At 27.0% G+C, this 23,745-nt stretch carries 23 protein-coding genes and 1 other RNA gene; 17 read left to right on the top strand and 7 right to left on the bottom strand.

The features are described from left to right. Positions 1–2: 2 nt before the first annotated feature. On the bottom strand, positions 3–1,022 hold the full coding sequence (locus OM90_RS04845; RefSeq protein ID WP_058485774.1) for a CPBP family intramembrane glutamic endopeptidase: 1,020 nt from the start codon (positions 1,020–1,022) through the stop codon (positions 3–5). Between the two features lie 267 nt (positions 1,023–1,289). On the opposite strand from OM90_RS04845, the gene OM90_RS04840 reads away from it, so the two are divergent. Beyond that, the gene (locus OM90_RS04840) at positions 1,290–1,769 is read left to right on the top strand and encodes a DUF6530 family protein (RefSeq protein WP_058485773.1); all 480 of its coding nucleotides are present in this window, start codon (positions 1,290–1,292) and stop codon (positions 1,767–1,769) included. 26 nt (positions 1,770–1,795) lie between these two features. On the opposite strand, the gene OM90_RS04835 is transcribed toward OM90_RS04840, so the two are convergent. Continuing rightward, positions 1,796–2,227, bottom strand: coding sequence for a winged helix-turn-helix transcriptional regulator (locus OM90_RS04835; RefSeq protein ID WP_058485772.1), 432 nt, complete (start codon positions 2,225–2,227; stop codon positions 1,796–1,798). A gap of 26 nt (positions 2,228–2,253) precedes the next feature. Then, entirely contained in the window at positions 2,254–3,603 is a 1,350-nt protein-coding gene (locus tag OM90_RS04830; RefSeq protein WP_058485771.1) for a redoxin family protein, read from the bottom strand. A 212-nt stretch (positions 3,604–3,815) separates the two neighbouring features. Here OM90_RS04830 and OM90_RS04825 point away from each other — a divergent pair, with 212 nt between their 5' ends. The 3 genes from OM90_RS04825 to OM90_RS04815 all read left to right on the top strand — a co-directional run bounded on the left by OM90_RS04825 (position 3,816) and on the right by OM90_RS04815 (position 7,118). Next, on the top strand, positions 3,816–4,937 hold the full coding sequence (locus OM90_RS04825; RefSeq protein ID WP_058485770.1) for a cysteine desulfurase family protein: 1,122 nt from the start codon (positions 3,816–3,818) through the stop codon (positions 4,935–4,937). 8 nt (positions 4,938–4,945) lie between these two features. Next, positions 4,946–5,776, top strand: coding sequence for a tRNA lysidine(34) synthetase (locus OM90_RS04820; RefSeq protein ID WP_058485769.1), 831 nt, complete (start codon positions 4,946–4,948; stop codon positions 5,774–5,776). 151 nt (positions 5,777–5,927) lie between these two features. Continuing rightward, positions 5,928–7,118, top strand: coding sequence for a pyridoxal phosphate-dependent aminotransferase (locus OM90_RS04815; protein WP_058485768.1), 1,191 nt, complete (start codon positions 5,928–5,930; stop codon positions 7,116–7,118). Positions 7,119–7,147: 29 nt separating this feature from the next. Here OM90_RS04815 and OM90_RS04810 read toward each other — a convergent pair whose 3' ends face one another. Further along, complete coding sequence (locus OM90_RS04810) at positions 7,148–8,104, bottom strand: D-2-hydroxyacid dehydrogenase (RefSeq protein WP_058485767.1); 957 nt, start codon at positions 8,102–8,104, stop codon at positions 7,148–7,150. A gap of 100 nt (positions 8,105–8,204) precedes the next feature. On the opposite strand from OM90_RS04810, the gene OM90_RS04805 reads away from it, so the two are divergent. Beyond that, positions 8,205–8,396, top strand: a complete 192-nt coding sequence (locus OM90_RS04805) for a DUF4250 domain-containing protein (RefSeq protein ID WP_058485766.1) — start codon at positions 8,205–8,207, stop codon at positions 8,394–8,396. 80 nt (positions 8,397–8,476) lie between these two features. Next, the gene (gene argC / locus OM90_RS04800; protein WP_058485765.1) at positions 8,477–9,433 is read left to right on the top strand and encodes an N-acetyl-gamma-glutamyl-phosphate reductase; all 957 of its coding nucleotides are present in this window, start codon (positions 8,477–8,479) and stop codon (positions 9,431–9,433) included. 15 nt (positions 9,434–9,448) lie between these two features. Here the strand turns inward: argC and OM90_RS04795 are convergent, their stop codons facing one another. Both OM90_RS04795 and OM90_RS04790 read right to left on the bottom strand, forming a co-directional pair. Beyond that, on the bottom strand, positions 9,449–10,387 hold the full coding sequence (locus tag OM90_RS04795; protein WP_058485764.1) for a S41 family peptidase: 939 nt from the start codon (positions 10,385–10,387) through the stop codon (positions 9,449–9,451). 121 nt (positions 10,388–10,508) lie between these two features. Continuing rightward, a complete protein-coding gene (locus OM90_RS04790; RefSeq protein ID WP_058485763.1) occupies positions 10,509–11,252 on the bottom strand; it encodes a peptidylprolyl isomerase in 744 nt (247 codons plus the stop codon). A 220-nt stretch (positions 11,253–11,472) separates the two neighbouring features. Here OM90_RS04790 and smpB point away from each other — a divergent pair, with 220 nt between their 5' ends. From smpB to OM90_RS04740, 11 genes are all read left to right on the top strand, one after another. After that, a complete protein-coding gene (smpB, locus tag OM90_RS04785) occupies positions 11,473–11,946 on the top strand; it encodes an SsrA-binding protein SmpB (RefSeq protein ID WP_058485762.1) in 474 nt (157 codons plus the stop codon). 8 nt (positions 11,947–11,954) lie between these two features. Continuing rightward, positions 11,955–12,306: a transfer-messenger RNA gene (ssrA, locus tag OM90_RS12265) on the top strand. Positions 12,307–12,464: 158 nt separating this feature from the next. Beyond that, a complete protein-coding gene (locus OM90_RS04780; protein ID WP_058485761.1) occupies positions 12,465–12,800 on the top strand; it encodes an SdpI family protein in 336 nt (111 codons plus the stop codon). 376 nt (positions 12,801–13,176) lie between these two features. Then, the gene (locus OM90_RS04775) at positions 13,177–14,541 is read left to right on the top strand and encodes an L-cystine transporter (protein ID WP_058485760.1); all 1,365 of its coding nucleotides are present in this window, start codon (positions 13,177–13,179) and stop codon (positions 14,539–14,541) included. Positions 14,542–14,758: 217 nt separating this feature from the next. Further along, positions 14,759–15,535 (top strand): ABC transporter ATP-binding protein, encoded by a 777-nt coding sequence (locus tag OM90_RS04770; RefSeq protein WP_058485759.1) that lies wholly within the window; start codon positions 14,759–14,761, stop codon positions 15,533–15,535. After that, positions 15,536–16,771, top strand: coding sequence for an ABC transporter permease (locus OM90_RS04765; RefSeq protein ID WP_058485758.1), 1,236 nt, complete (start codon positions 15,536–15,538; stop codon positions 16,769–16,771). Between the two features lie 195 nt (positions 16,772–16,966). Then, positions 16,967–18,535: a TolC family protein gene (locus OM90_RS04760; RefSeq protein ID WP_058485757.1), complete on the top strand. Its 1,569-nt coding sequence runs from the start codon at positions 16,967–16,969 to the stop codon at positions 18,533–18,535. A gap of 15 nt (positions 18,536–18,550) precedes the next feature. Further along, a complete protein-coding gene (locus tag OM90_RS04755) occupies positions 18,551–19,879 on the top strand; it encodes an HlyD family secretion protein (RefSeq protein WP_058485756.1) in 1,329 nt (442 codons plus the stop codon). Between the two features lie 16 nt (positions 19,880–19,895). Then, positions 19,896–21,035, top strand: a complete 1,140-nt coding sequence (locus tag OM90_RS04750) for an ABC transporter permease (RefSeq protein ID WP_058485755.1) — start codon at positions 19,896–19,898, stop codon at positions 21,033–21,035. Then, on the top strand, positions 21,019–22,209 hold the full coding sequence (locus OM90_RS04745; RefSeq protein WP_058485754.1) for an ABC transporter permease: 1,191 nt from the start codon (positions 21,019–21,021) through the stop codon (positions 22,207–22,209). The genes OM90_RS04750 and OM90_RS04745 overlap by 17 nt, the downstream gene beginning before the upstream one ends. A 14-nt stretch (positions 22,210–22,223) precedes the next feature. Next, complete coding sequence (locus tag OM90_RS04740; protein WP_058485753.1) at positions 22,224–22,814, top strand: TetR/AcrR family transcriptional regulator; 591 nt, start codon at positions 22,224–22,226, stop codon at positions 22,812–22,814. A gap of 53 nt (positions 22,815–22,867) precedes the next feature. Here the strand turns inward: OM90_RS04740 and OM90_RS04735 are convergent, their stop codons facing one another. Next, on the bottom strand, positions 22,868–23,608 hold the full coding sequence (locus tag OM90_RS04735) for an acyl-[acyl-carrier-protein] thioesterase (protein WP_058485752.1): 741 nt from the start codon (positions 23,606–23,608) through the stop codon (positions 22,868–22,870). Positions 23,609–23,745 lie beyond the last annotated feature (137 nt).

Here is a 23,745-nt window from a genome sequence, read left to right as displayed (position 1 = left end):
TTTTAGATTTCGGTTGTTTTAGTAGATACATTAGAATATTTTTTGGAAGAAACTAAAATATCTTTTTTAATTAGAAGGTTTATAAGTATTACAATTGAAATACTAAGTATTATACTTACAATTATTCCTCCTTCAGGTCCAAATTTTCCTCCTGTGACCCATTCAGGACCTGAAATTTTAGTTTCTATTATACTTACCTTTCCAATTATCATACCACTAACTGGTAGTCCTAAAACGTTTCCCATGAACCAGTTCCAAATAGAATGTTGGGCACAAATACCCCATAATCCATCATCATATAGTGCATATAAAGCAGCAAATATTCCATAAAGAGTTAGATTTATTATAGATAAAATAGAAAGATTAGGATTTAAAAAATGTAAAAATCCAAAAAATAAAGAAGAAATAATAATAGACGTATAAACTTTATAATGTTTAGATAGTACAGGTAATATCCATCCTCTTACAGCTATTTCTTCACTAGCTCCTTGTACTACAAAAAATATTAAAAATAATAAAACAAATTTTATAGCAGAAGAGCCGATAGCGATAGTAGAGTTAATAGGTTGTGATGAAATTTCTCCCCATCCAAAAAATAGAATAGTTATCCAATAAGTTAATTGCATAAGAATTGCTATAATTGCACCCTTAAAATATTTTTTTAATTTATTATTAACTTTAAAGCCAATTGAGCTAAAAGGCCTTCTTTCTATTAGTTTTATGTACATAAAAAATGATAGTATAACTAAACTTGTTTTAGATATTAAAAAAGACCAAGTTATCCACAGATTATTTAATATTTTAGTATTAATGTCATGTATTAAATTTTTATTGCCTGTAATTTTTTCTATAGTTATTAAAATTATCAATATGATTAATTCAGGAACAACTTGTAGTGTAAAACATATTAAAAAATTTATAATCCAAAATATAGGTTTAATATTTCCTATTTTATTATATTTTAATTTTGAACTTTTATTAAATTCCTCTAAAAAAGTATTTTCTTTTTTAAAATAATACAATATTATACCCCCTTTTTTATTTATTACCAAATTTATTTATATATTATCATATATGTAAAAAAAACTCAATCAATTTAAGTAAAAATACAATAAAAATAAATAAATAAATATTGGAAATAAAATTTGTATTTTAATAAAAAATCAAAGTAAATATTAAATAATTTAAATAAAACATTGACATATCATATACAATTAATTATACTTAATTAGTAATTTACTAATTTACTAAATTACTAAATTAATAATTATAAATAAGGAGAAAATACAATGAAAATACCTACTACATTAAAGCATAAACCGGTTATTGTATGTGAAAATTATGAAAATGTTGATGGAAGATATGCATATAATACAGATGCAAAAGGAATTTCTTTAGGATTAGCTCAGTGGAATGATAGGGGAAAGGTTGATATTTCAGCTAAGGTATGGAGACATACTGGAGAAAAATGGTCAAGACAATCAGAAGAATTACCTCTTCATAGAGTACTAGACTTAGCAATTTTAGTTTGCAGAGCAAAATTACATTTTCAAGATGCTTATAGATATAAAAAATTATATGATGAAGAAAAGCCTGTAATAGATAGAGTAGGATTGCAGGGAGATGCTATGACAGTAAAAATATGCACAGAAAATGAAAAAATAGATGAAGATATTCAGTTGTTTAATCAAGCTCTAAGTGATGATGGAGAACTTATAGGAGAACGTCTTAAAGTATTAGCAGGAATTTTAAGAGAAATGGGATATTAAAAAGGTTAGGAGTTATCCTAACCTTTTTAAGGTGTATCTTTTACTAAAATTTCATTTTTATCAATTGTTTTTTGACAGTGAGGACAAAAATATTGAATTTGAATTTTATGATTACAGGAACTATGAACTAACTCTTTATAACATTTTTTTAAATGTTTTTCTCCCCAAAGGATAATAGTATTAAATACATCTTCTAAATCTTTTCCGCTTTCTGTAAGAATATATTTATAGCGAGGAGGATGTTTTTGATATAATACAGATGTTATAAGTTCATCTTCTTCTAAACTTTTTAAACGACTTGAGAGGAGATTACTAGGAATCCCCTCAAGATTATTTAATAACTTATTATAAGTATCATTTCCATTGGATAATGCACGTAATATAAGTAATGTCCATTTATCTCCTATAATGTTTAAGGTTTGTGCAATATTACAAGGGAAATTATATAAGTTCTTCATAAAGCAAGTCCTTCTTTCTATAAATTTTATTCATCTTCAGAATTTAATGTTTCTTCAATAGCATTTTTCATAATATCCTTAGTAAGCATACCTCTAGCATATCCTTTGATATTACCTTCTTTATCTATTAAGAAAGTAGTTGGGAAAGAAGAAATACCATATTGATAATAGATTTCTCCTGTTTCATCAAATACTGAAGGGAATGTATATCCGTTTTCTTCTAAAAATGAAATGATTTCTTCTTTAGTTAATTCTCTAGTATTTATATTATCTTCACTTCTTGGATTAGCAACTCCTAAAAATATAACATCCCCTTCATTTTGACCATACTCATTATAAAGTTCTTCTATATCAGGCATTTCTGCTTGACAAGGCGGGCACCAGGTTGCCCAAAAATTTAAGAATATAACTTTTCCTTTATAATCAGATAATGTATGTTCATTACCATACTGATCTATTAATGTAAAATCGATAGCAGGAATTTTTTTCTCTTCTGAGTTTTCATCTTCTGAATTTTCTTCTACGTTTTCTTGTTTTATATCTTCTTTTTCTTCGATAATTTCTTCCTCATGAGATGTTTGATTATTTTCTAAAGATTCTTCATTTATATTTTTAGCATTTTGGTTTTGAGAAGTAGATGAAGAAATAAAGGAATTTAGATAACTAGATACTCCATTCATCCATCCAGTAAAAGTCATAATTCCCATTAAAATAAGTATAATACCTCCAAGTTTTACTGTGTATTTTAATAACTTTCTATGAGAATTAAAAAAATTTAATGCTTGTGTAGTAAAAATTCCAAGTAATAAAAAAGGGATAATAAAACCAATAGCATATACTAAAACTAAAGCATTTCCTAAAAGAGAAGTTTTAGCACTAGAAGCTAAAATTAATACTGATGAAAGAGCAGGCCCAACGCAAGGAGTCCAAGCAAAACTAAAGGTGAATCCCATAATTAATGCTATAAAAGGATTTGCTTGTTTATTAGCCAAATTAAGATGAAATTTTCTTTCTCTATTGAGAAATTTAAATTCAAAAATTCCTACTTGGAATAATCCTAAAATTATAATAAGTATCCCTGATATTCTTGTAAAAAGCAACCTATTACTTTGAAAAAATTTCCCTATAGCAGAAAAAGACATTCCTAAAATAAAAAAGGAAAAAGAAATCCCTAATACAAAAAAGATAGTATGCAAAAATACTTTGGTTCTATTATAAATAATTTTACCATTTTGTCCAATATCATCTGTATTCCCAGCTAAATACCCCATATAAACAGGAATAATAGGGATAACACAAGGGGAAAAAAAGGATAAAATACCTTCTATAAATACTAGGGCAAAATTAATATGATTTGCTGATATTAAAGATTCCATTACCAACGCTCCTTTTTTTGATTTTATGTAATTTTATCATATAAACTTTATAAAATCAAGTAAATTTATTTTTTAAAGTTAACTATTATTATATATTTAATAGATTTATTTTATGTTGACAAATATTCTTTGTAAAAGTATTATTTAATTCGAAGTATTTTTATATATATGCATAGGTATAAAATGGATATTCAATAAAGAGAGGGAATATAATGATTTATTTAGATTATGCAGCTACTACTCCTGTTAATGAAGAAGTTTTAAAAACTTTTTATGATATATCAAAGTCATATATAGGCAATCCTAATTCAACTCATAAACTAGGACAAGAAGCTAAAAGTTGTTTAGATTTATCTACTAAAAAAATTGCTGAAATTTTAAAAGTAAAAGAGAGTGAAATAATTTATACATCAGGAGCTACAGAGGCAAATAATTTAGCAATTAAAGGGATTGCTAATGAATATAAAAGATATGGAAAGCATATTATTTCAACTTATTTAGAACATTCTTCCGTTACAGGACCTTTAACTGCATTACAAAATCAAGGATTTGAGATAGATTATGTAGATGTTTTAGATAATGGGTTAGTGGATTTAGAACATTTAAAAGAATTACTAAGGGAAGATACAATATTAGTTTCTATTGGCTATGTAGATAGTGAAGTAGGGATAAAACAGGATATTAATGAAATAGGAAAAATATTATTATCTTATCCTAATTGTTTTTTTCATGTGGATGCTACTCAAGCAATAGGGAAGATACCTGTTTCATTTGAAAATATTGATTTAATTAGTTTTGCACCTCATAAATTTTATGGATTAAACGGGATAGGAATTTTAATTAAAAAAGAAAATGTGTTACTAGAGCCCTTAATTCATGGAGGAATAAGTACAACTATATTTAGAAGCGGGACTCCTAATCTTGCGTTAATAGCTTCTGCAGAGAAAGCAATTTCTTTAGCTAATATGGATATAGAAAATAAATATCAATATGTCAAAAATTTAAATCAAAGATTACAACAATCTTTAAAAGAGTATTCAAAGGTAAGAATTAATAGTACAGATAAATCTATTCCTTATATATTAAATATAAGCATAAAAGGAATTAGTACAACAAATTTTCAAAAAGAATTAGAAAACTATGATATATATGTTTCAACTAAATCTGCTTGCTGTGCTCCTAACACTCCTTCAAGGCCAGTATATGCTATTACAAAGGATAGAAAATTAGCTTTATCCACTTTAAGAATTAGTTTAAGTCATTATACTACTATGGAAGATATAGATACTTTTTTAGATTGTTTTGATAAATGTTATAAAAAATTAGTGAAGTAGGGGGAAATATGGAGAAATATAAAGAAGTAGAAAGAAGTATTATAAAAAAATATCGTAAACAAATATGGTCAAAATTTATTACAGCTATTAATGATTATGAATTAATAAAAGAGGGAGATAAAATAGCAGTTTGTATTTCTGGGGGAAAAGATTCCACGTTATTGGCCAAATGTATGCAAGAAATACAAAGGCATGGGAAAATAGATTTTGAATTAGAATTTTTAGTAATGGACCCAGGATATAATCCTAGAAATAGACAAATTATTATTGATAATAGTAAATATCTAAATATACCAATAAAAATATTTGAAACAGATATATATAATATTGTAGCAGAAGTTAGTGATTCTCCTTGTTATTTATGTGCAAGGATGAGAAGAGGGTATTTATATAAAAATGCAAAAGAATTAGGATGCAATAAAATAGCTTTAGGTCATCATTTTGATGATGTTATAGAAACAATTTTAATGAGTATGTTATATAGTGGACAAATTAAAACTATGATGCCTAAGTTACATAGTACTAATTATGAAGGAATGGAACTTATAAGGCCTTTATATTTAGTTAAGGAAGCAGATATTATTGCATGGAAAAGATATAATAACTTACAATTTATTCAATGTGCTTGTCGACTTACAGAAAATTGTATGTTAGGAGATAGTGGTATAGGGTCAAAACGTCAAGAAATGAAAGCTTTAATAAAGAAGTTTAGGCAAACAAATCCTCATATAGAGATGAATATTTTTAGAAGTGTACATAATGTTAATTTAGATACGGTTATTGGATATCAGAAAAATGGTATAAAGCATAGCTTTTTAGATGATTATGACGAAAAATAAAAGTATTCTTGTTTTACCTGGGAAATATGCCAGGTTTATTTTTTAGGTAAAAATTTATTTCAATTTTCAAATTATTGATTTTAATAAATATAAATAGTACAATATTATAAATATATTAAAAAAAATGAATTATTACAAAAGGAGAATAGGTATGATATCTAATAAAATGAAAATTTTAGTAGCTAATAGTTCTGTAATTCGAGCTATGTTTGAAGAAGGGAAAAAATTAGCAGATATGTATGGAGAAGAAAATGTTTTTGATTTTAGTTTAGGGAATCCTAATGTAGCTCCTCCTGAAGATATTAAAACATCTATTAAAAGAATATTAGATACGGAGTCTCCTAATGTTATTCATGGTTACATGAATAATTCAGGATATCCTGATGTAAGAAATAAGATTGCAGATTTTATTAATAAAAAGTATAATTTGAATTTATCATTAGACAGCATAGTTATGACTTGTGGAGCAGCTGGAGGATTAAATATTATTTTTAAAACTTTGTTAAATCCTGGAGATGAAGTTATTGTATTTGCTCCTTTCTTTGGAGAATATAAAAATTATGTAAATAATTTTGATGGAGAATTAGTAGTAGTGCCTCCAGATGTAGATACTTTTGAGCCTAATATAGAAATATTAAAAGATAAAATAACAAGAAAAACAAAAGCTGTTATAATTAATTCTCCTAATAATCCAACAGGAGTTGTTTATTCAGAAAAAGCTATAAAGGAATTGGCTAAGGTTTTAAATGAGAAAGAAAAGGAATTTGGAAATAGTATATATCTTATATCTGACGAGCCTTATAGAGAAATTGCATATGATGGAGTAGAAGTGCCTTATATATTAAAATATTATAAAAATTCATTCATAGGATATTCATATAGTAAATCCTTATCTATACCTGGAGAAAGAATAGGATATATAGTTGCTAATCCTAATATGGACGGTTATGAAGATATAATGCAAGCTTTAAATGTTGCTAATAGAATCCTTGGATTTGTAAATGCTCCATCTCTTTTTCAAAGAGTAATTGCAGATTGTTTAGATTCTGAAGTAGATGTAAATATATACAAAAAAAATAGAGATTTGTTATACAATCATTTGATAAATCTTGGATTTAAATGTATAAAGCCCAAAGGAGCATTTTATTTATTTCCTAGAACTCCTATAGAAGATGATAAAAAATTCTGTGAAGATGCTAAAAAATTTAATTTATTATTAGTACCTGGTTCAACTTTTGGATGTCCAGGACATGTAAGATTATCATATTGTGTTTCCTATGAAAAAATACAAAAATCTTTACCCGCATTTGAAAAATTAGCTCAATTGTATAATATGAAATAAAAATAACCACCCCAAAAAAGGTGGTTATTTTATACTCTATTTCTATGTTCACCTTTTAAAAATGCACGAATATTTTCAGCTACTTCTTTAATTAAAAGGCTTCTAGCTTCAGTACTAGCCCATGCTATATGAGGAGTTATAAATAATTTTTCTTTATTTTCTACAGAAAATAGGGGGTTATTTTTTCCCATTGGTTCATGGGATAGGACATCAAGGCCAGCTCCTGCTATAATATTATTATTAAGAGCTTTAGCTAAATCTTTTTCGTTTACAATATTTCCACGACCTAAATTTAATAAAATAGCAGATTTTTTCATTTTAATAAGTTCATTATAAGTTAATAAATTATTGGTTTTTTCATTTAAAGGAGCATGTATTGAAATAATATCAGAAGTACTAAGTAAGGTATCTAAACTTACTTGCGTAAAGGGTTGATTATTGTTCTTACCGGAAGTAGAATAATAAATAACATTACATCCAAAGGCGGAGGCTATTTTAGCAACTCCTTGTCCAATAGTCCCTAACCCTATAATTCCCCAAGTTTTTCCTTTTAACTCATAAAAAGGCTTTCCTATATGAGTAAAAATATCATTATTACAATATTCCTTAGATTTAACATATTGATCATAATAAGAGAGATGCTCTATAAGATAAAAAGCCATAGCAAAAGTATGCTGAATAACACTATGTGTTGAGTATCCTGCAACATTTGTAACCACTATACCATGTTCTTTTGTGTAGTTTAAATCTACGTTATTAGTTCCAGTAGCAGTTATACAAATTAATTTAAGATTTTTAGCTTGAGATAAATTAGAAGAATTAAGTATTACCTTATTAGTAATAACAATATCTTGCTCTTTTATTCTTTCTACAACTTCTTCAGGGGAAGTTTCTTCATAAATAGTTACATCCCCTAATTCATTTAATATGGATAGATCAATGTCTTTCCCAATAGTTTTTGAATCTAAAAAACAAATTTTAGGCATAATATTACCACCCTTTTCTTTTTTAAAATATTATACAATAAATTTAAATATTAAACACTAGTATTTTTTTAAATAATTTTTTAGTTAGGAGGCAGATGTAATGGCTAATTATATTCCTAAGGAAGATCCTTATATATTTTTAAGTTGGTTAAATATGAAGCTGAGGGATGAATGTAAAGATTTAGGACAATTGATTGAAAGATATAACTTATCAGAAAAAGATATTATAAATAAAATTGACCCAATAGGCTATGCTTATGATAAGAAAATTAATCAATTTGTAACTAAATAAAAAAACACTATTGAATAATTATTCTTTCCAATGTATAATTATGAAAATAAAATAAATAAATTTGATTGAGGGGATTAATTATGAAATATAAGGTATTTGTAGATGGACAAATGGGAACAACAGGACTTCAAATTCATGAGAGATTGGCTAAACATCCAAATGTTGAATTATTGCATATTGATTATGATAAAAGAAAAGATGTAAAGTTAAAAAAGAAATATTTAAATGAAGCAGATATAGTATTTTTATGTTTGCCTGATGAAGCAGCTAAGGAATCGGCTAAACTTGTAACGAATCCGAAAACAAAAATAATAGACCCAAGTGTAGCTCATAGAACAACTGATGGTTGGACCTATGGAATGCCAGAATTAGTAAAAGAACAAAGGGAAAAAATAAGAAAATCTAATAGAGTAACAGTTCCAGGATGTCATGCTACAGCTTTTATATTATCAGTAGCTCCATTAATAAATGAAAAAATTATGCCATCAGATTATCCTATAACAGTTCATTCTATTACAGGATATAGTGGTGGTGGAAAAAAATTAATACAAAAGTATGAAAAAGAAGAAGAAAATAATCCTTATACAAAAGCCCCAAGGCCTTATGCTCTTGAGCTTAATCATAAGCACCTTCCAGAAATGACAATGTATGCAGGACTAAAAAATGACCCTATTTTTATTCCTATAGTTAGTAATTATTATAAAGGATTAGCAGTATCTATTCCTATTCATAATAATCTTTTAAATAAAAAAGCTACAGGAAAGGAGATAGCTTTAGCTCTAGCTGAATATTATAAAGATGAAAGATTTGTTAAAGTAATGCCTTATCAGCCAATGGATTTATTATTTGATGGAGGGTTTGATATTACAGGTTGTAACGATACAAATAAATGTGAAATTTTTGTTTTTGGAAATGATAAAAAAGGAAGCACCCTAATCCTTACAAGACTTGATAACTTAGGAAAGGGAGCTTCTGGAGCTGCTGTTCAAAATATGAATATAATGTTAGGCATTGACGAGGGAACAGGGTTAGAATAAAATATTAGATAATTTTTATTCTATATATTTTAAAGCATATTCAACTATGTCTTCGTTTGTATATTCTATATCAGGAGATATACCGATTTCTTGAATATTAATATTATTTGGAGTGTTCCATAACATTGTAGTAGCTTTAATGGCAAAACCTTTTGTTAAAGGAAGGGTAAACTGACCTATTCCTTTACCAAAGGTAGTTTCTCCTATTAAAGTAACATTATCTAAATTATCTTTTAAAGCTGAAATAAATCCTTCACTAGAGCTGGCAGTATTTTTATTTTGTAAAATAATTATATTGTCATAGTGAAGGGTTTGTTTTCTTTTACTCTTTACTGTTCTAGTAAATAGTTTGGATCTAGTAATATCAAAGGCTAATATTTTATTTTTTGGAAGAAATAAATCACTCATATAATATAGAGCAGAAATATCTCCTCCTCTATTATCTCTTAAATCAATAATAATATTAGGATAATCTTTTAAATAATTAATTTGGTCTTTTATAAAATCTTTAGTGTATTTTGAGTAATTGGTAAGTTTAAGATAAACAGCATTTTTTGATAATTCTTCTACATAAGAATTTTGGGCTTCTTTCTTTTCATCGACTTTACTTTTCTCATATTCTTCAGGAAGATATTGATAAGTATACATATCTCCATTTAATTCTCTTATTTCCCTTGTAACAATGGATATAACAACATTATCAAAGTATTTGTAATACTTTCCATTCACATTTTGTTTTAATTCTTTTTCATATAGTTCATCTAAAGTTTCAGTGTAAATATAATTTTGACTAATAAAATGTTTAAAAGCAAGGTAATCATAATTTAAGTAAATATAATAAGATGTACCCAATACAAATAAAATAAATATAGTAAGTAAAATATAAAATTTCCTTTTTAACTTTTTGTATTTTTGATCCATAGAAATAAACAGGGGTTTTTTTCGCCTAAACATAAAAATCCTCCTTAGTATAGTCCATATATACTAGTGTATGCCATAATTAGACGAAATACAATAAATTTTTAGAAAAAAAAGAAAGATTTTTGAAATAGTAGGCGAAAAATTAAAAGTAATATTATTCCATAATATTTACTGTATATTTTTGCTTTAATTCTTCTTGTTTTTTAATATATAATTCTTTTTGTTTTTGAGATAAACATTGTTGTTTTACATTTTCTTTAACTTCTTCAAAAGAACTTTCCCTTGCTTCATTAACCTTTTCAACTTTAATTAAATGATATCCAAATTGAGTTTTAACAGGAGAACTAATTTCTCCAACTTTCATAGAAAAAGCTGCCTGTTCAAATTCAGGTACCATTTTACCCTTAGGAAATTCTCCAAGAAATCCTCCACTATTACTAGAAGGACAACTAGAATATTTACGAGCTGCTTCATCAAAACCTAATCCATTATTAATTTCTTCTAGTATTTTTTCTGCTTCTTCTTTAGTATTAACTAAAATATGACTAGCAGCAACAGTTTTTTCTTTTATAAATTTATTTTTATTATTATCAAAATATTCTTTTGCTTCTTCATCACTAACAGAAACAGAAGACATTAATTTATTAGCAGCATATTGAATAAGCAAAGTTTTTTTCATTTGTTCTAATACAGTTATAAATTGTTCTTCTTGGTCAAATTTATTTTCAAGAGCATCTGAGTAAAGTAATTCTTGAGCAATGATTTCATTAAGTAAATCTTTTTGACCTTGTGGAGTATTAAATTGCATGGCATTTTGTCCTAAACTTTGCATAAGAGCGAAAACATCTGATTGTTTTATTTCTCTTCCATCTACTGTAGCTAAAATCTTATTTTCCATTTTTTTATCTCCTTTATAAATAATTTAAATATTCTATTTGAGTTTAACATTAATTATTAAGATTGTAAAATATAATTTCAATATAGTAATAATACAAAACAAATATAAGAAAAAACAAGATTATTTTACATAAAAAGGATGATATAAAAACTTGAAAAAACTTAATAATGTGTTATAATAAATTTTGCCCCCTTAAAGCATAAAATAGGAGAGTGGCATTATGGCAAAGTCACCATCAGAATATAAGTTAATAGCACAAAATAAAAAAGCAAATCATGATTATTTTATTGAGGATACCTATGAAGCAGGAATTGTTCTTGCTGGAACAGAAGTTAAATCTATTCGCATGGGAAAAGCAAGTATAAAAGAGAGCTTTATTCGTGTAAAAGATGGAGAAGTATTTATTTATAACATGCATATAAATCCTTATGAAAAGGGAAATATATTTAATAAAGACCCTCTTCGTACAAGAAAATTACTTCTTCATAAAAGTGAAATCAATAAAATTATGGGTGCTGTATCACAAAAAGGATATACTATTGTTCCATTAAAAATTTATATAAAAGGCAGTTTAGTTAAAATATTAATAGGCGTTGCCAAGGGTAAAAAATTATATGATAAACGTCAAGATATTGCTAAAAAAGATCAAAGAAGACAGACAGAAAGAGAATTTAAAGTAAAAAATTTATATTAAATAACTATGGGGGTGTACTGGTTTCGACGGGAATCACATATATTGGGGTAGCCATCCGCAGATTCCAGAGCTGCGTAAAAATCTGGAATTTAAATATAAACGCAGAAGATAATTTTGCACTTGCTGCCTAGTTAACGGCAGCTGTCTCTCTTAGATAACCCGCGATCTAAGAAGAGGCATCGACTAGCGGGCAACTTTCTCTCCTAAGCTTTGCGGAGAAGATCGTATTTATGAAGCTACCGAAGCTTGAAGCCTGTCGTTAGGCGTCTTGCTGAGGGAATCTTAAAATAACGACTATGATGGAAGAGACCACGATATATGGATTTTCGGACGGGGGTTCGATTCCCCCCACCTCCATTACATATTAAAAAAAGCCCTCTTACTTGAAAATTCAAGTAAGAGGGCTTTTTTTATAAATTTTATAAAAAAGATTATCTTTTATTATGTTGAATGTTATAATTATACTAAAGAGGTTTTTAGGAAATTGTTTTATGATTTTTAAAAGGAGGTCGTATGAAATGAATTTTTTAAAATTTAATTTAGCAAATATTATTTCTATAATTTGTGGATTAATATTTTTAATAATTGCCTTTTATTTCCCTAAAATTAAGCAAAATACAGTAGTAGGAATTAAAACGAAATGGACATTAAAAAATGAGGAAGTATGGAATCAAACTCATAGATTAGGTAAAATAACTTGGATAATTGGAGGAGTTTTATTTATAGGAAATATTTTTTTTAATTCTGAATTAATGTATGTTTTAAATATAATCATAGGATTATGCTTTATTATTATTGTACCTTATGTGTATTCATATATAATATGGAATAAAAAACAAAAAATGAATAGATAATATATCAAAAGGAGATAATTTATCATGAACGTTTTTGCAATATTATGGCAAGTTTTTAATACAATTTGTTTATTGTTGATAATTGTATGTATTTTTAAACTTTTAAAAAAACATATATATTAATTTATAATTAATTTTATAGTAATAAACTAACACTTGTGCCATTAGGTACAGGTTTTTTTATTTGATTTTCAATATCTTCAACTGATATTATTTTTCTTAATTTAAATTTTATAAAATATTTATTGACATATCAAAAATTATAAGTTAATATATTTTTAAAGTTGATAAATCCAATCGAAATACTATGAAATAAAACATAGGATTTCAGAAATTCCCATGGTTATTTATGAGTTAAGAAAACAGGAGGGATAATATGAATATTATTTTGGGAGTTGTTATTAATGTTTTAATTATGTTAGCTATTGTATATGGATTATTTATTATGCAAAAAAAGCACTATTCCTTTTCAAAAAGAGTGCTTGTAGGTTTAGTAGTAGGGATAGTATATGGGGCTATACTTCAAGGAATATATGGAGCAGGTTCAGAAATAGTTTCTCAATCTAATACTTGGTTTAGTATAATAGGAACAGGGTATGTAAGATTACTAAAAATGATAGTTATACCCTTAGTATTTGTATCTATTACTAGCGCAATTATTAATCAAAATTCTAAAAATCTTGGAAAAATGACTGGATTAATTATAGCAATACTTTTATCTACCACAGCAATAGCTGCTTTTGTAGGAGCTAGCACTGCTAATATATTTAATCTAAGTGCAGAAGGCTTACAATATGGAGAAAGTGAATTAGCAGCTAGTGAAAGACTAGAATTAAAATTAGAAGATTTTAAGTCTAAATCTATTCCAGAACAATTAGTTGAAGTAATTCCTACAAATCCATTTTATTCAATGACAGGACAGGGAAGTACAGCTACATTATCTGTTGTAATATTTGCAGCATTACTTTCTATTGCAGTAATTGGTGTTAGAAGGAAAAAGCCTGAATCAGCAGAGTTTTTTGAAAAAATGATTAAATCATTACATGATGTGGTAATGAGATTGGTAACCTTAATTTTAAGATTAACACCTTATGGAGTATTGGCTCTTATGACTAAGGTAGTTTCTACCAGTAATTTTAATGATATTTTAAGATTAATAAATTTTGTTATAGCATCTTATGTAGCATTAATTATAATGTTTATTATCCATTTAATTTTGCTTGCTATATTTAAACTAAATCCTATTACTTATTTAAAGAAAGTAGCTCCAGTTTTATCTTTTGCCTTTACTTCAAGAACTAGTGCAGGAACATTACCTTTAAATGTTGAAACCCAAGTGGATAAATTGGGAGTTTCCGAAGGACATGCAAACCTTTCTGCATCCTTAGGGATAAGTATAGGACAAAATGGATGTGCAGGAATTTATCCTGCAATGTTAGCTATTATGATTGCTCCTACCATGGGAATTAATCCAATGACTCCAATATTTCTAATAAAACTTGTTATTATAACAGCGTTAGCTTCTTTTGGCATAGCTGGAGTTGGAGGAGGAGCTACCTTTGCTGCATTAACAGTTCTTTCTGCTTTAGGAATGCCTGTAGGTTTAGTAGGGTTATTAATAGCTATAGAACCATTAATTGATATGGGGAGAACAGCTCTTAATGTAAGTGGAGCAATGATATCAGGATTGATATCGGGAAAACTTATGAATCAAGTTGATATAAATAAATATAATAGTTAAAATATAATTTAAAATTATATTTTAGATTAGGAAGTATAAATGTTTATAATAAATATTATACTTCCTTTTTATTTTATAACATATTAAGTAATATAAATAAAAAATTTACAAAAAATAAATAATGTATTAAACTAAAATAAAGTAATCAAAATATGATATTTTACTAATTTAAAATGTATTGAAGATATTAATTTTATCTATAAAAAGGGTGAAAATTTTGGTTGAAGTAAAAAATATAAAAAAAGTATTTAAATTAAATAAAAAACAAATGAATATTTCTAAATCAAAAAATCCTATAAAGATAGCTGTAGATGATGTTTCTTTTAAAGCAAAGGAAAATGAAATATTTGGATTATTAGGACCAAATGGAGCAGGTAAGACAACTACTCTTAGATGTATGGCTACCTTGATAAAACCTACAAAAGGAGAAATAATTATTCAGGGATATGATGTTATTAAAAAATCACAGGAAGTTCGTAAAAAAATAGCTTTTTTAACAAATGAATTAAAGTTAGATACGCATTTTACTCCATTACAGACAATGGATTTTTTTGGTTCTTTATATGGTTTATCTAAGGAAGAAATAAGAATTCGTACAGAAGAGTTATTTGAAGAATTTAATATAAAAGAATTTCAAAACTTAAAGATTGAAAAACTTTCAATGGGCATGAAGCAAAAATTATCTATTGCAGTAAGTTTAGTTCATGACCCAGAAGTGGTTATTTTTGATGAACCTACTAATGGACTTGATATTATTACTGCAAGAGTTGTAACAGAATATCTTAAAAAACTGAAAAAACAGGGGAAAGTTGTTATTATTTCTACTCATATTATGACAGAAGCAGAGAAGCTTTGTGATAGAATAGGAATATTAATTGATGGTAAAATTAGAACTATTGGTTCTTTAGAAGAAATTTTAGACTATACTAAATCAGAAGATTTAGAAGATGCTTTTTTTAAATTATATAAACAATATAAGAAAGAGGAATTATAAATGAGTTATAATGTTATAACTATTATAAAAAAAGAATTATATAGGGTATTTACAGATAAACGTTTAGTTTTTAGTGCTTTTATTCTTCCTGCTATTAGTATAGCTTTAATTTATTCTGTTATGGGTACAATGGTTGAGAATATGTCTAAAGATATACAAGAACATATTCCAGTGGTATACGTTCAAAATCCACCACAAAAATTTAAGGATTTATTAAATGAAGTACTAAAAAGCAAAGCTATGGATTTAAATATTATATCTTCTGAAGAAGATATAGGCCCTATAAAAGAAGAAATAAAAAACGGTAAAATAGATTTATTAATAACATTTTCATCAGAGTTTGAAAAACAATTAGAAGAGTATAGATATATTAGTGAAGTCCCAGAAATAAAAACATATTATAATTCGAATGAAGAATATTCAAGTGAAACAAGATTTGACTTATTTAATAATATTTTTAATCAATATGAGGAGTTAATTTTAGGGGATCGTTTAGGAGATATCAAATATGTTAATGTATTTGATATTGATAGAGAAAATATAGATGCAGATGTTGCTGATAAAAGAAAAGCAGCTGGTAAAGGATTAGGAATGATATTGCCCATGTTAGTTTCTACATTTTTGTTTGCAGGAGCTATGGGAATAGGAATAGATATGATAGCTGGGGAAAAAGAAAGAGGAACTATGGCAACGATGTTAGTTACTCCGGTAAAAAGAGAGACAATAGCTATTGGGAAAATTATCAGTTTAGGAATTATAGCTTTAGTTAGTACAGTTTCTTCCTTTATAGGGATTTTACTATCCATGCCTTTTTCTGGGAAAATATTAATTGGAAATGGAGAAGATATGAATTTAACTTTTTTGTCATTTGGAATTTTAGAGTATACAAAATTTATTCTTATAATGATTAGTTTAGTATCAATATATGTTGGGCTTATTTGTTTAATATCTATTATAGCTAATACAGTAAAAGAAGCTGGAACTTATATTGCACCTATATATATGTTAGTTATTCTTACAGGATTTTTAAATATGTTTACTACAAAAGCACCTAAGCTATGGCATTATTTTATTCCTATTTATGGCGGAGTAGCTGGAATGAGAAGTTTACTTTTACTAGAATTAACTTGGGGTCATGTATTAATTATATTAGTTTCTTCTACAATAGTAACAGGTATTTTAATAGAAATAATTCGTAGAATGTTTAATAGTGAAAAGATTATGTTTAAATCATAATAAATATATTTAGTATTTGTATAAATTAGATTAATTCAAGAAGATATATAAATAAAAATAGAAAGACTACTTTAAGTGGTCTTTTTTTGTTGGAAAAAATATCATGATATTTTAAAAAAAATATATTGACTAATAGTCAGTTTTGTAGTATAACAAAAAATGACTGTTAGTCAATATATTATAGAAGGTGATAAAATGATAGAGTTAAAATCAAAGAAAATATGGATTTCATGGACTTTAGTTTTAATATTAGTTATAGTTAATATTTTTCCAAGTTTAGTTATAGCTAAAGAAATTGAATCTGATGTGGAAGAAGAAAGTGAGGAGGAAAGTAAAGTTCTTTCTTTAGATGAAGCAATAGAAAAAGGATTAGAAAATAGTTTTTTATTAGAACAAGTAAAAAAAGAAGTTGAATTAGCTAAACTTATTGATAAAAATGCAACTTCTAGTAAACAAGACCTTTATGATGCAAAATACGATTTATTATCAGCTTCTTATGAATTAGATGATGGAAGAATTGAAGCTTATGATTCTTTAGCACAATTAGATTCTGCCGAGGCAGCTCTTAGTAATGGAATAGCACCTCAAGATATTCCTTTGCCTAATGGATATACTATTCCAAAAGGTACAAATATAAGGTCTTTTCTTAATGAAGTTGGGTTAGGAGACATGGTAGAAAGTATTATAGCTAGTGTTCAAGAACAATTAGATGAAAATAGAGTGGCACTTGATGAGGGACTTGAAGCTTTAGAAGCGGCTAATAAAGAATATTTATCTGCAAAATCAGAATATGATGCTACCATTACTTTTGCTATGACAACCGTAGCTAGGAAATTAGGAACTAGTACAATTTCTTCGTTAGATGCAACAGCTTTAGCTGATTTATTGAAAGAGATGGCAAGTATTTCTAATGAAGTTACAGCTTATTCTTATAATATTTATAAGAACCAAGTAGCATTACTTATACAGAATAGCTATTATGAAGCATTAAAACAGCAAAAACTTTTAGAAGCTAAAGATAAAGCTAGGGAAAGAGGATTACTTCAGTATGAATTAGCTAAGGCAGCTTATGAAGTAGGAGCTAAATCAAAAGATGATATGCTTCTTGCAAAATCCTATTACGAAGGAACAGAAATAGCTTATGAACTTCAGAAAAAAGATTATATTAATGCTATGACAGAATTAAAGAAAAATTTAAATATACCTTTGGATGAAGAAATAATTCTTGTGGAAAAGGAAGCAGAAGAAATTGAGGATTTTGATCTAGATAAAGGTATACAATCAGGACTTAGAGCAAGATTAGAAATAAAGAAAGCTAAAGCACAAGTTGCGATTTATAAAGAATTGAAAAAAGCAGTGGATAAAACTTATGACCATAACGATAATCAATACAAAGAAGCAGAACTTTTAATTGAAAAAGCAGAAATTGAATATAATAAAACAAAATTAGATGTAGAAGCAGAAATTAGACAGTCCTATACTACTTTAAAGGCTATGGAAAAATCCTTAGAAGCTTCTAAGGAATTATTGGATAATGCTAAGGAAAATCTTGAAATTGCTAAAGCAAAATATGAAGCAGGATATGGAATAAGTAATGCGCTTTTACAAAATCTTAATATAGAATCTATGTCTGGAACTATGGTAGAAGTTATTGCAGCAGAAGAAAATTTAGCTTCTATGGAAGAAAGAGTAATAGAAATTACTAATGGATATAATTTAGCAAGACTTAAATATTTAAATGATATAGGTATATTACCTTATTAATAAGGGGGAAGGAAAATGAAAACAATAAAAAAAGTTTTAAATCATATAAAAGATAAAAAAGTATACTATGGAATAGGTGCTATTATTCTTGTTATTGTAGTAGGTGTTACAATTGGAGTATATGTACAACAAAAAAAAGAAACAGGGCTATTTGATGATGAGGAAGGATTTATAGTTCAAGGATTTATTGAAGCTAAAGAAGTAAGTATAAATTCTAAAATTCCAGGAAGAATTAAAAAAATTTATGTAGAAGAAAATCAAGAAGTAAAAGCAGGAGATAAATTAGTTGAGATATCTAGTGATGAAATTATGGCTAAAAAGGCACAAGCAGAAGCAGCACTTCAACAAGCAGAAGCAGGATTAGAAGCAGCTCAAGCTCAATTAGAACAGGCACAGGCAGGAGTTGAGGCCTCTCAAGGTTTAGTTAATCAAGCACAGGCGGGAGTTGAAGCAGCTGAAGGTAAATTAGAAGAAGCTAAAGCAGGATTAAATGCTAGTAAAAAACAACAAGAAGTGGCAGCAGCAGTTAATGAAAAAGCACAAAATGGGGCAAGAGAACAAGAAATTGCTCAAGCTCAAGCAGCTTATGACGTAATGAAAGCAACTTATGATAGAGTTTCAGTATTAGTAGAAAAGGGTGCTGTTTCTCAACAAAAATTAGATGAAATAAAAGCTCAATTAGATATTGCAGAACAAACCCTTAGTATGGCAAAGGAAGGAGCAAGAGAAGAAGATAAAAAAGCGGCTCAAGCTACTAATGAGATGGCTGAAGCAGCAGTTACAGCAAGTCAAACAAGAGTTGATCAAGCAGAAGCAGGAGTTGTAGCAGCAAAAGCTCAACTTAGTCAAGCAACAGCGGCTTTGCAAGCTTCTAATGCACTTTTATATCAAGCACAAGCAGGAGTAGAAGTAAGAAAAGCTCAAGTAGAACAAGCAAAAGCTGCATTGCAGGAGGTAGAAGCGTACTTAAATGACACAGTGATTGTTGCGCCACAAGATGGAATAGTAACTGTTATTAATGCTGAAGAAGGAGAGTTAGTATCTACAGGGACATCTATTGCAACAGTAAGCAATATAAAAGGAGCATGGGTAGAAGTTAGTGTAAAAGAAACAGATTTAGGAAAGATAAAAGAGAATCAAGAAGTAGAAATTAAAGTACCAGCTTATCCAGATAAGGTATTTAAGGGTAAAGTATCTTCTATTAATAAACAACCTGATTTTGCAGTAAAAAGAGCAACTAATGAAAATGGAGATTTCGATATAGTTTCCTTTGGGGTAAAAATAAAAATTGAAAATGATGAACAAATTCTACGACCGGGGTTAACTGCTTTTGTAAAATTTTAAGATAGGTTGTGAGAAAATGATAAAAAGCTTCTTAGAAGAATATGTAAAATTAAAAAATGATAAAATGATTATTTTTATAATAATGATAATTCCATTAGTTGTAAACTTACTTATAGGGTGGGAATTATCTAAAGATGTTATTACTAATATTCCTATGGCAGTATTGGATAAAGACAATTCAGAATTAAGTAGACAAATTATAAAATATTTTTCAGATAATGAAACATTTAATATAATTTATGCTCAAAATGAAGAAGAATTAGAAGAATGGATACATAAGAGTAAAGTTAGGGCTGGTATGATTATTCCCAAAAAATTTAGTTCAGATGTAGTTACTTTAAAATCTCCTACCATATTACTTTTATATGATGGAAGTCATATGTCAATAGCTAGTACAGCTAAAACTATAGCTAGCGAAATATTATTGACTATAAAAACTGGAGCGGAAATGAAACAAATACAAAGTAGGCTTAATATGACTGAAAATCAAAGCTATAATGTAGCTATGCCCATAAGTTTTTCTAGTAGAATTTTATATAATCCTACAAAAAGTTTTAATAATTTCCTTACTCCAGGGCTGGGTATGGCAATCTGTCAAATTGGGATTGCACTTACAGCAGTTCTTAGCATAATATATGAAGATAAAAATAACATAAAATATGTCAGTGGTTATTTACTAGGGAAGATAGTTTTTTATGCTTTATTAGGAACAATAAGTTTAATGTTAGCGATATTTTTACAAATTTACATCATAAAGATACCTTTTAAAGGATCTTTTTTAGAAGCCTTCATATTAAGTTTATTTTTAGCCTTAGCTGTTAGTTCTCTAGCTATATTAGTTTCTACTTTAATAGAAAATAGAGTTATAGCAATTGTAGTTGTAGGAGTGCTTATTATTCCCAATACGATTATGGCAGGATATACATGGCCAGTACTTTCTATGTCTAAGAGTTATTCTTTTTTAGCATGGTTTATTCCTTTTTATCATTTTGCAGATAATATAAGAAATCTATTTTTAAAAGGAACTCTTAACAATCTAATGGGAGATATAGCATTTTTATTTATATTTTCATTAATAATGTATGGATTAAGTGTATTAGGTATAATGTTGAAGGCTTCTTTCAGGAGGAAAGATAAAAATGAAACTATTATTTGATTATATAAAAAAAGAAATAAAATTTATTTTAAATAGGAAGGGAGTATTATTTCTTCTTTTTGTTGCACCATTTGCCCTTACCGTATGGTTTGGTGGAACGTATTATCACAATTATGTAAATGAAATTCCCATAGGAGTATTAGACGAAGATAAATCTTCTCTTAGCAGGAATATTATTCAGTATTTTAATGATAATGAAAGATTTAATATTACTCATTATGCAACTAATAGAGAAGAGTTAAAAACTCTTTTAGATAATGGAGAAATATATGGAGGGATATATATTCCTCCTAATTTATATAAAAATATAAATATGCAAAAAGAAGCAAAGGTAGTTATTTTAATTGACGAATCTAATATAATTATAGGGAATAATATTTATGCAGGTGCAGCTTCTATTATACAAACCATATCAGCAGGAGTAGGAATAAAGATAATAGGTGCTAAGGGAGGACTTAATCTTTCCGATGCTACTAATATGGCATTAACTTTTAATTTTAATGATAGACTTTTGTATGACCCTAAGATGACATATATGAATTATTTAATGATAGGATTTATAGCTGTATTTTTTCAACAAATGATGTTGTCAGCTATGGCAACCCTTCTTCTTAGAGATGGAGAAAGTGTGGCACAAGAACATACATTTAGAAGAGTAATAGCTAAATTAATTGCTTGCTGTATATTTTGCATTACTTCCTGTTTTATATCTATATTTTTTATAGATAATGTATATAATGTTGAGATAAGAGGAAATGTAGGAATAGCTTTATTATTATTTATATTATTTGCTTTTGCTATTACAGGACCAGCTCTTATATTTTGTGGAATTTTTAAAGATAAAATTAAGTTTTCTCAATTTTCTTATATGTTATCCCTACCTACTTTCGTAACCTGTGGATATGTATGGCCTATAGATCAAATGCCTACTTTATTAGCAAATATAGTAAAAGTTATATGGCCTCTTGTAAATTTTGCAAGACCTTTAGATGAGGTTCTTTTTAAAGGAGTACCTTTTGAAACTATATGGATAAATATTATAGGATTAGTAATATATTCAATATTTTATATAATTGTAGGAGTTAAATTTTTTAGTTATAGATTTACTTTACAGAATGATATTAAAAATGTTAATATAAATTATAAAAGTAATTCTAATGTAGTTTCTAATTAAAAGGATTTGAGGTCATGGGAAAAACAGAGGAAAAGAAAAAAATAAAAAAACAAAGATTATTTGAGACAGCCCTTGAGTTATTTCTCATTAAAGGAATCAATAAAACCACAGTAGATGAAATTGTAAAAAAAGCAAAGGTTGCTAAAGGAACATTTTATCTTTATTTTAAAGATAAGTATGATTTAAAGGAAAAAATAGTGGCTGAACAGGCTTATAAAATTTTTGAAGATGCTATAAATCTTAGTCGTAATCAAGAATTTGATAATTTTATAGATCAATTTATATTTATTGTAGATGTTATAATAGATTATCTAGTAGAAAATCCAATGTTGTTAAAATTTATTTATAAAAATTTATCTATTGGATTATATGAAAAAACAATTTCTACTTCTTTAGAAGAAACCTACTCATCGATATTAAATATGTTTATTAATAAAGCTAAAGAGTCAGGAATTAATTTAAAAAATCCAGAAATAACCTTTTTTACTATAGTTGAAATGATTAGTTCTACTTGTTATACTTCTATATTATATAATAAGCCTGTTCCCATTGAAGAATATAAACCTTTTCTTTATGAGTATATAAAAAAATTATTAAAAGAATAACTTGCTAAAAAAGCCCATATAAATAGACAATTTGTCTATTTATATGGGCTTTTTTAATATTTTTCCCATTGTGTTAATATTCTAGATATTTCTGCATTATCATTATCTCTTATAAGATTATGATAAAAAATATTTTGATTTTCATTTAAGATAGCATAAGAATGTATTAAATCTTTATAAAAAATTTCTTTCATAAACATAATTTCTACAGATTTAATCCAATGTTTTTTACGATATTCTAAAGGGATTGTTTCAATAGCTCCTGCTAGATAACGAACATTATTAACGTGTTGGTTAAAATCTAAGTCATAGCTTCTTATTACTTGGGAAAGCTTATATTCTTTTCCTTCCATAGGCATAATTTTTGTAAACTTAAAATTAGGGATTGCTTCTTTATATTTACATTCATTTTTGTCAATGTATTGTGATATAGGGACAGGTCTTTTTGAAATTATATCCATTATAATCCAGCAACTTGTTCCTCTAGATATAAGTTTTCCGTCATCATTTTTTACTTCAAAATCAATGAAAAGTTTTAATCCTTTAATATCTCTAGTCCATATGCATACATGAACGTTATTTCTCCAAAAAGGCATGATGGTTAAAAAATCTATTTTTAGATTAACAAGCATCCAAGTTTTATTTTCTTCTTTAAGATGATAGGCTGCGATTTTTTGCTTATCAAAAGCACAGGCTATAGTATCCTGAAAAAAAGATCCTATATGATATGGTTTTAATCTATAATTACTATCGATTTCACTGCTTCTTATTGTATAACTATGTTCATAATGCATACTAATCCCCCTTTTAATTTAAAATTCTAATACATACTAAAAAATTTGTCAAAGCTATAACAATATTATATTTATAAAAGATATTAATATTAAGAAAAATATAAAAAATTTATTTATTATTTTAAGAATTATTATAT

This window comes from Defluviitalea phaphyphila (assembly GCF_001466305.1).
Taxonomy (GTDB): domain Bacteria; phylum Bacillota; class Clostridia; order Lachnospirales; family Defluviitaleaceae; genus Defluviitalea_A; species Defluviitalea_A phaphyphila.
The sequence above is the reverse complement of the archived record's forward strand: the minus strand, read 5'-3'. Positions and strand labels throughout refer to the sequence as shown.

What these genes read in the sequence shown, in the direction of transcription:
- OM90_RS04840 (WP_058485773.1), top strand. Translation starts at nt 1,290, where the DNA reads ATGAAAATACCTACTACATTAAAGCATAAACCGGTTATTGTATGTGAA.
- OM90_RS04835 (WP_058485772.1), bottom strand. Translation starts at nt 2,227, where the DNA reads ATGAAGAACTTATATAATTTCCCTTGTAATATTGCACAAACCTTAAAC.
- OM90_RS04830 (WP_058485771.1), bottom strand. Translation starts at nt 3,603, where the DNA reads ATGGAATCTTTAATATCAGCAAATCATATTAATTTTGCCCTAGTATTT.
- OM90_RS04825 (WP_058485770.1), top strand. Translation starts at nt 3,816, where the DNA reads ATGATTTATTTAGATTATGCAGCTACTACTCCTGTTAATGAAGAAGTT.
- OM90_RS04820 (WP_058485769.1), top strand. Translation starts at nt 4,946, where the DNA reads ATGGAGAAATATAAAGAAGTAGAAAGAAGTATTATAAAAAAATATCGT.
- OM90_RS04815 (WP_058485768.1), top strand. Translation starts at nt 5,928, where the DNA reads ATGATATCTAATAAAATGAAAATTTTAGTAGCTAATAGTTCTGTAATT.
- OM90_RS04810 (WP_058485767.1), bottom strand. Translation starts at nt 8,104, where the DNA reads ATGCCTAAAATTTGTTTTTTAGATTCAAAAACTATTGGGAAAGACATT.
- OM90_RS04805 (WP_058485766.1), top strand. Translation starts at nt 8,205, where the DNA reads ATGGCTAATTATATTCCTAAGGAAGATCCTTATATATTTTTAAGTTGG.
- argC (WP_058485765.1), top strand. Translation starts at nt 8,477, where the DNA reads ATGAAATATAAGGTATTTGTAGATGGACAAATGGGAACAACAGGACTT.
- OM90_RS04795 (WP_058485764.1), bottom strand. Translation starts at nt 10,387, where the DNA reads ATGTTTAGGCGAAAAAAACCCCTGTTTATTTCTATGGATCAAAAATAC.
- OM90_RS04790 (WP_058485763.1), bottom strand. Translation starts at nt 11,252, where the DNA reads ATGGAAAATAAGATTTTAGCTACAGTAGATGGAAGAGAAATAAAACAA.
- smpB (WP_058485762.1), top strand. Translation starts at nt 11,473, where the DNA reads ATGGCAAAGTCACCATCAGAATATAAGTTAATAGCACAAAATAAAAAA.
- OM90_RS04780 (WP_058485761.1), top strand. Translation starts at nt 12,465, where the DNA reads ATGAATTTTTTAAAATTTAATTTAGCAAATATTATTTCTATAATTTGT.
- OM90_RS04775 (WP_058485760.1), top strand. Translation starts at nt 13,177, where the DNA reads ATGAATATTATTTTGGGAGTTGTTATTAATGTTTTAATTATGTTAGCT.
- OM90_RS04765 (WP_058485758.1), top strand. Translation starts at nt 15,536, where the DNA reads ATGAGTTATAATGTTATAACTATTATAAAAAAAGAATTATATAGGGTA.
- OM90_RS04760 (WP_058485757.1), top strand. Translation starts at nt 16,967, where the DNA reads ATGATAGAGTTAAAATCAAAGAAAATATGGATTTCATGGACTTTAGTT.
- OM90_RS04755 (WP_058485756.1), top strand. Translation starts at nt 18,551, where the DNA reads ATGAAAACAATAAAAAAAGTTTTAAATCATATAAAAGATAAAAAAGTA.
- OM90_RS04750 (WP_058485755.1), top strand. Translation starts at nt 19,896, where the DNA reads ATGATAAAAAGCTTCTTAGAAGAATATGTAAAATTAAAAAATGATAAA.
- OM90_RS04745 (WP_058485754.1), top strand. Translation starts at nt 21,019, where the DNA reads ATGAAACTATTATTTGATTATATAAAAAAAGAAATAAAATTTATTTTA.
- OM90_RS04740 (WP_058485753.1), top strand. Translation starts at nt 22,224, where the DNA reads ATGGGAAAAACAGAGGAAAAGAAAAAAATAAAAAAACAAAGATTATTT.
- OM90_RS04735 (WP_058485752.1), bottom strand. Translation starts at nt 23,608, where the DNA reads ATGCATTATGAACATAGTTATACAATAAGAAGCAGTGAAATCGATAGT.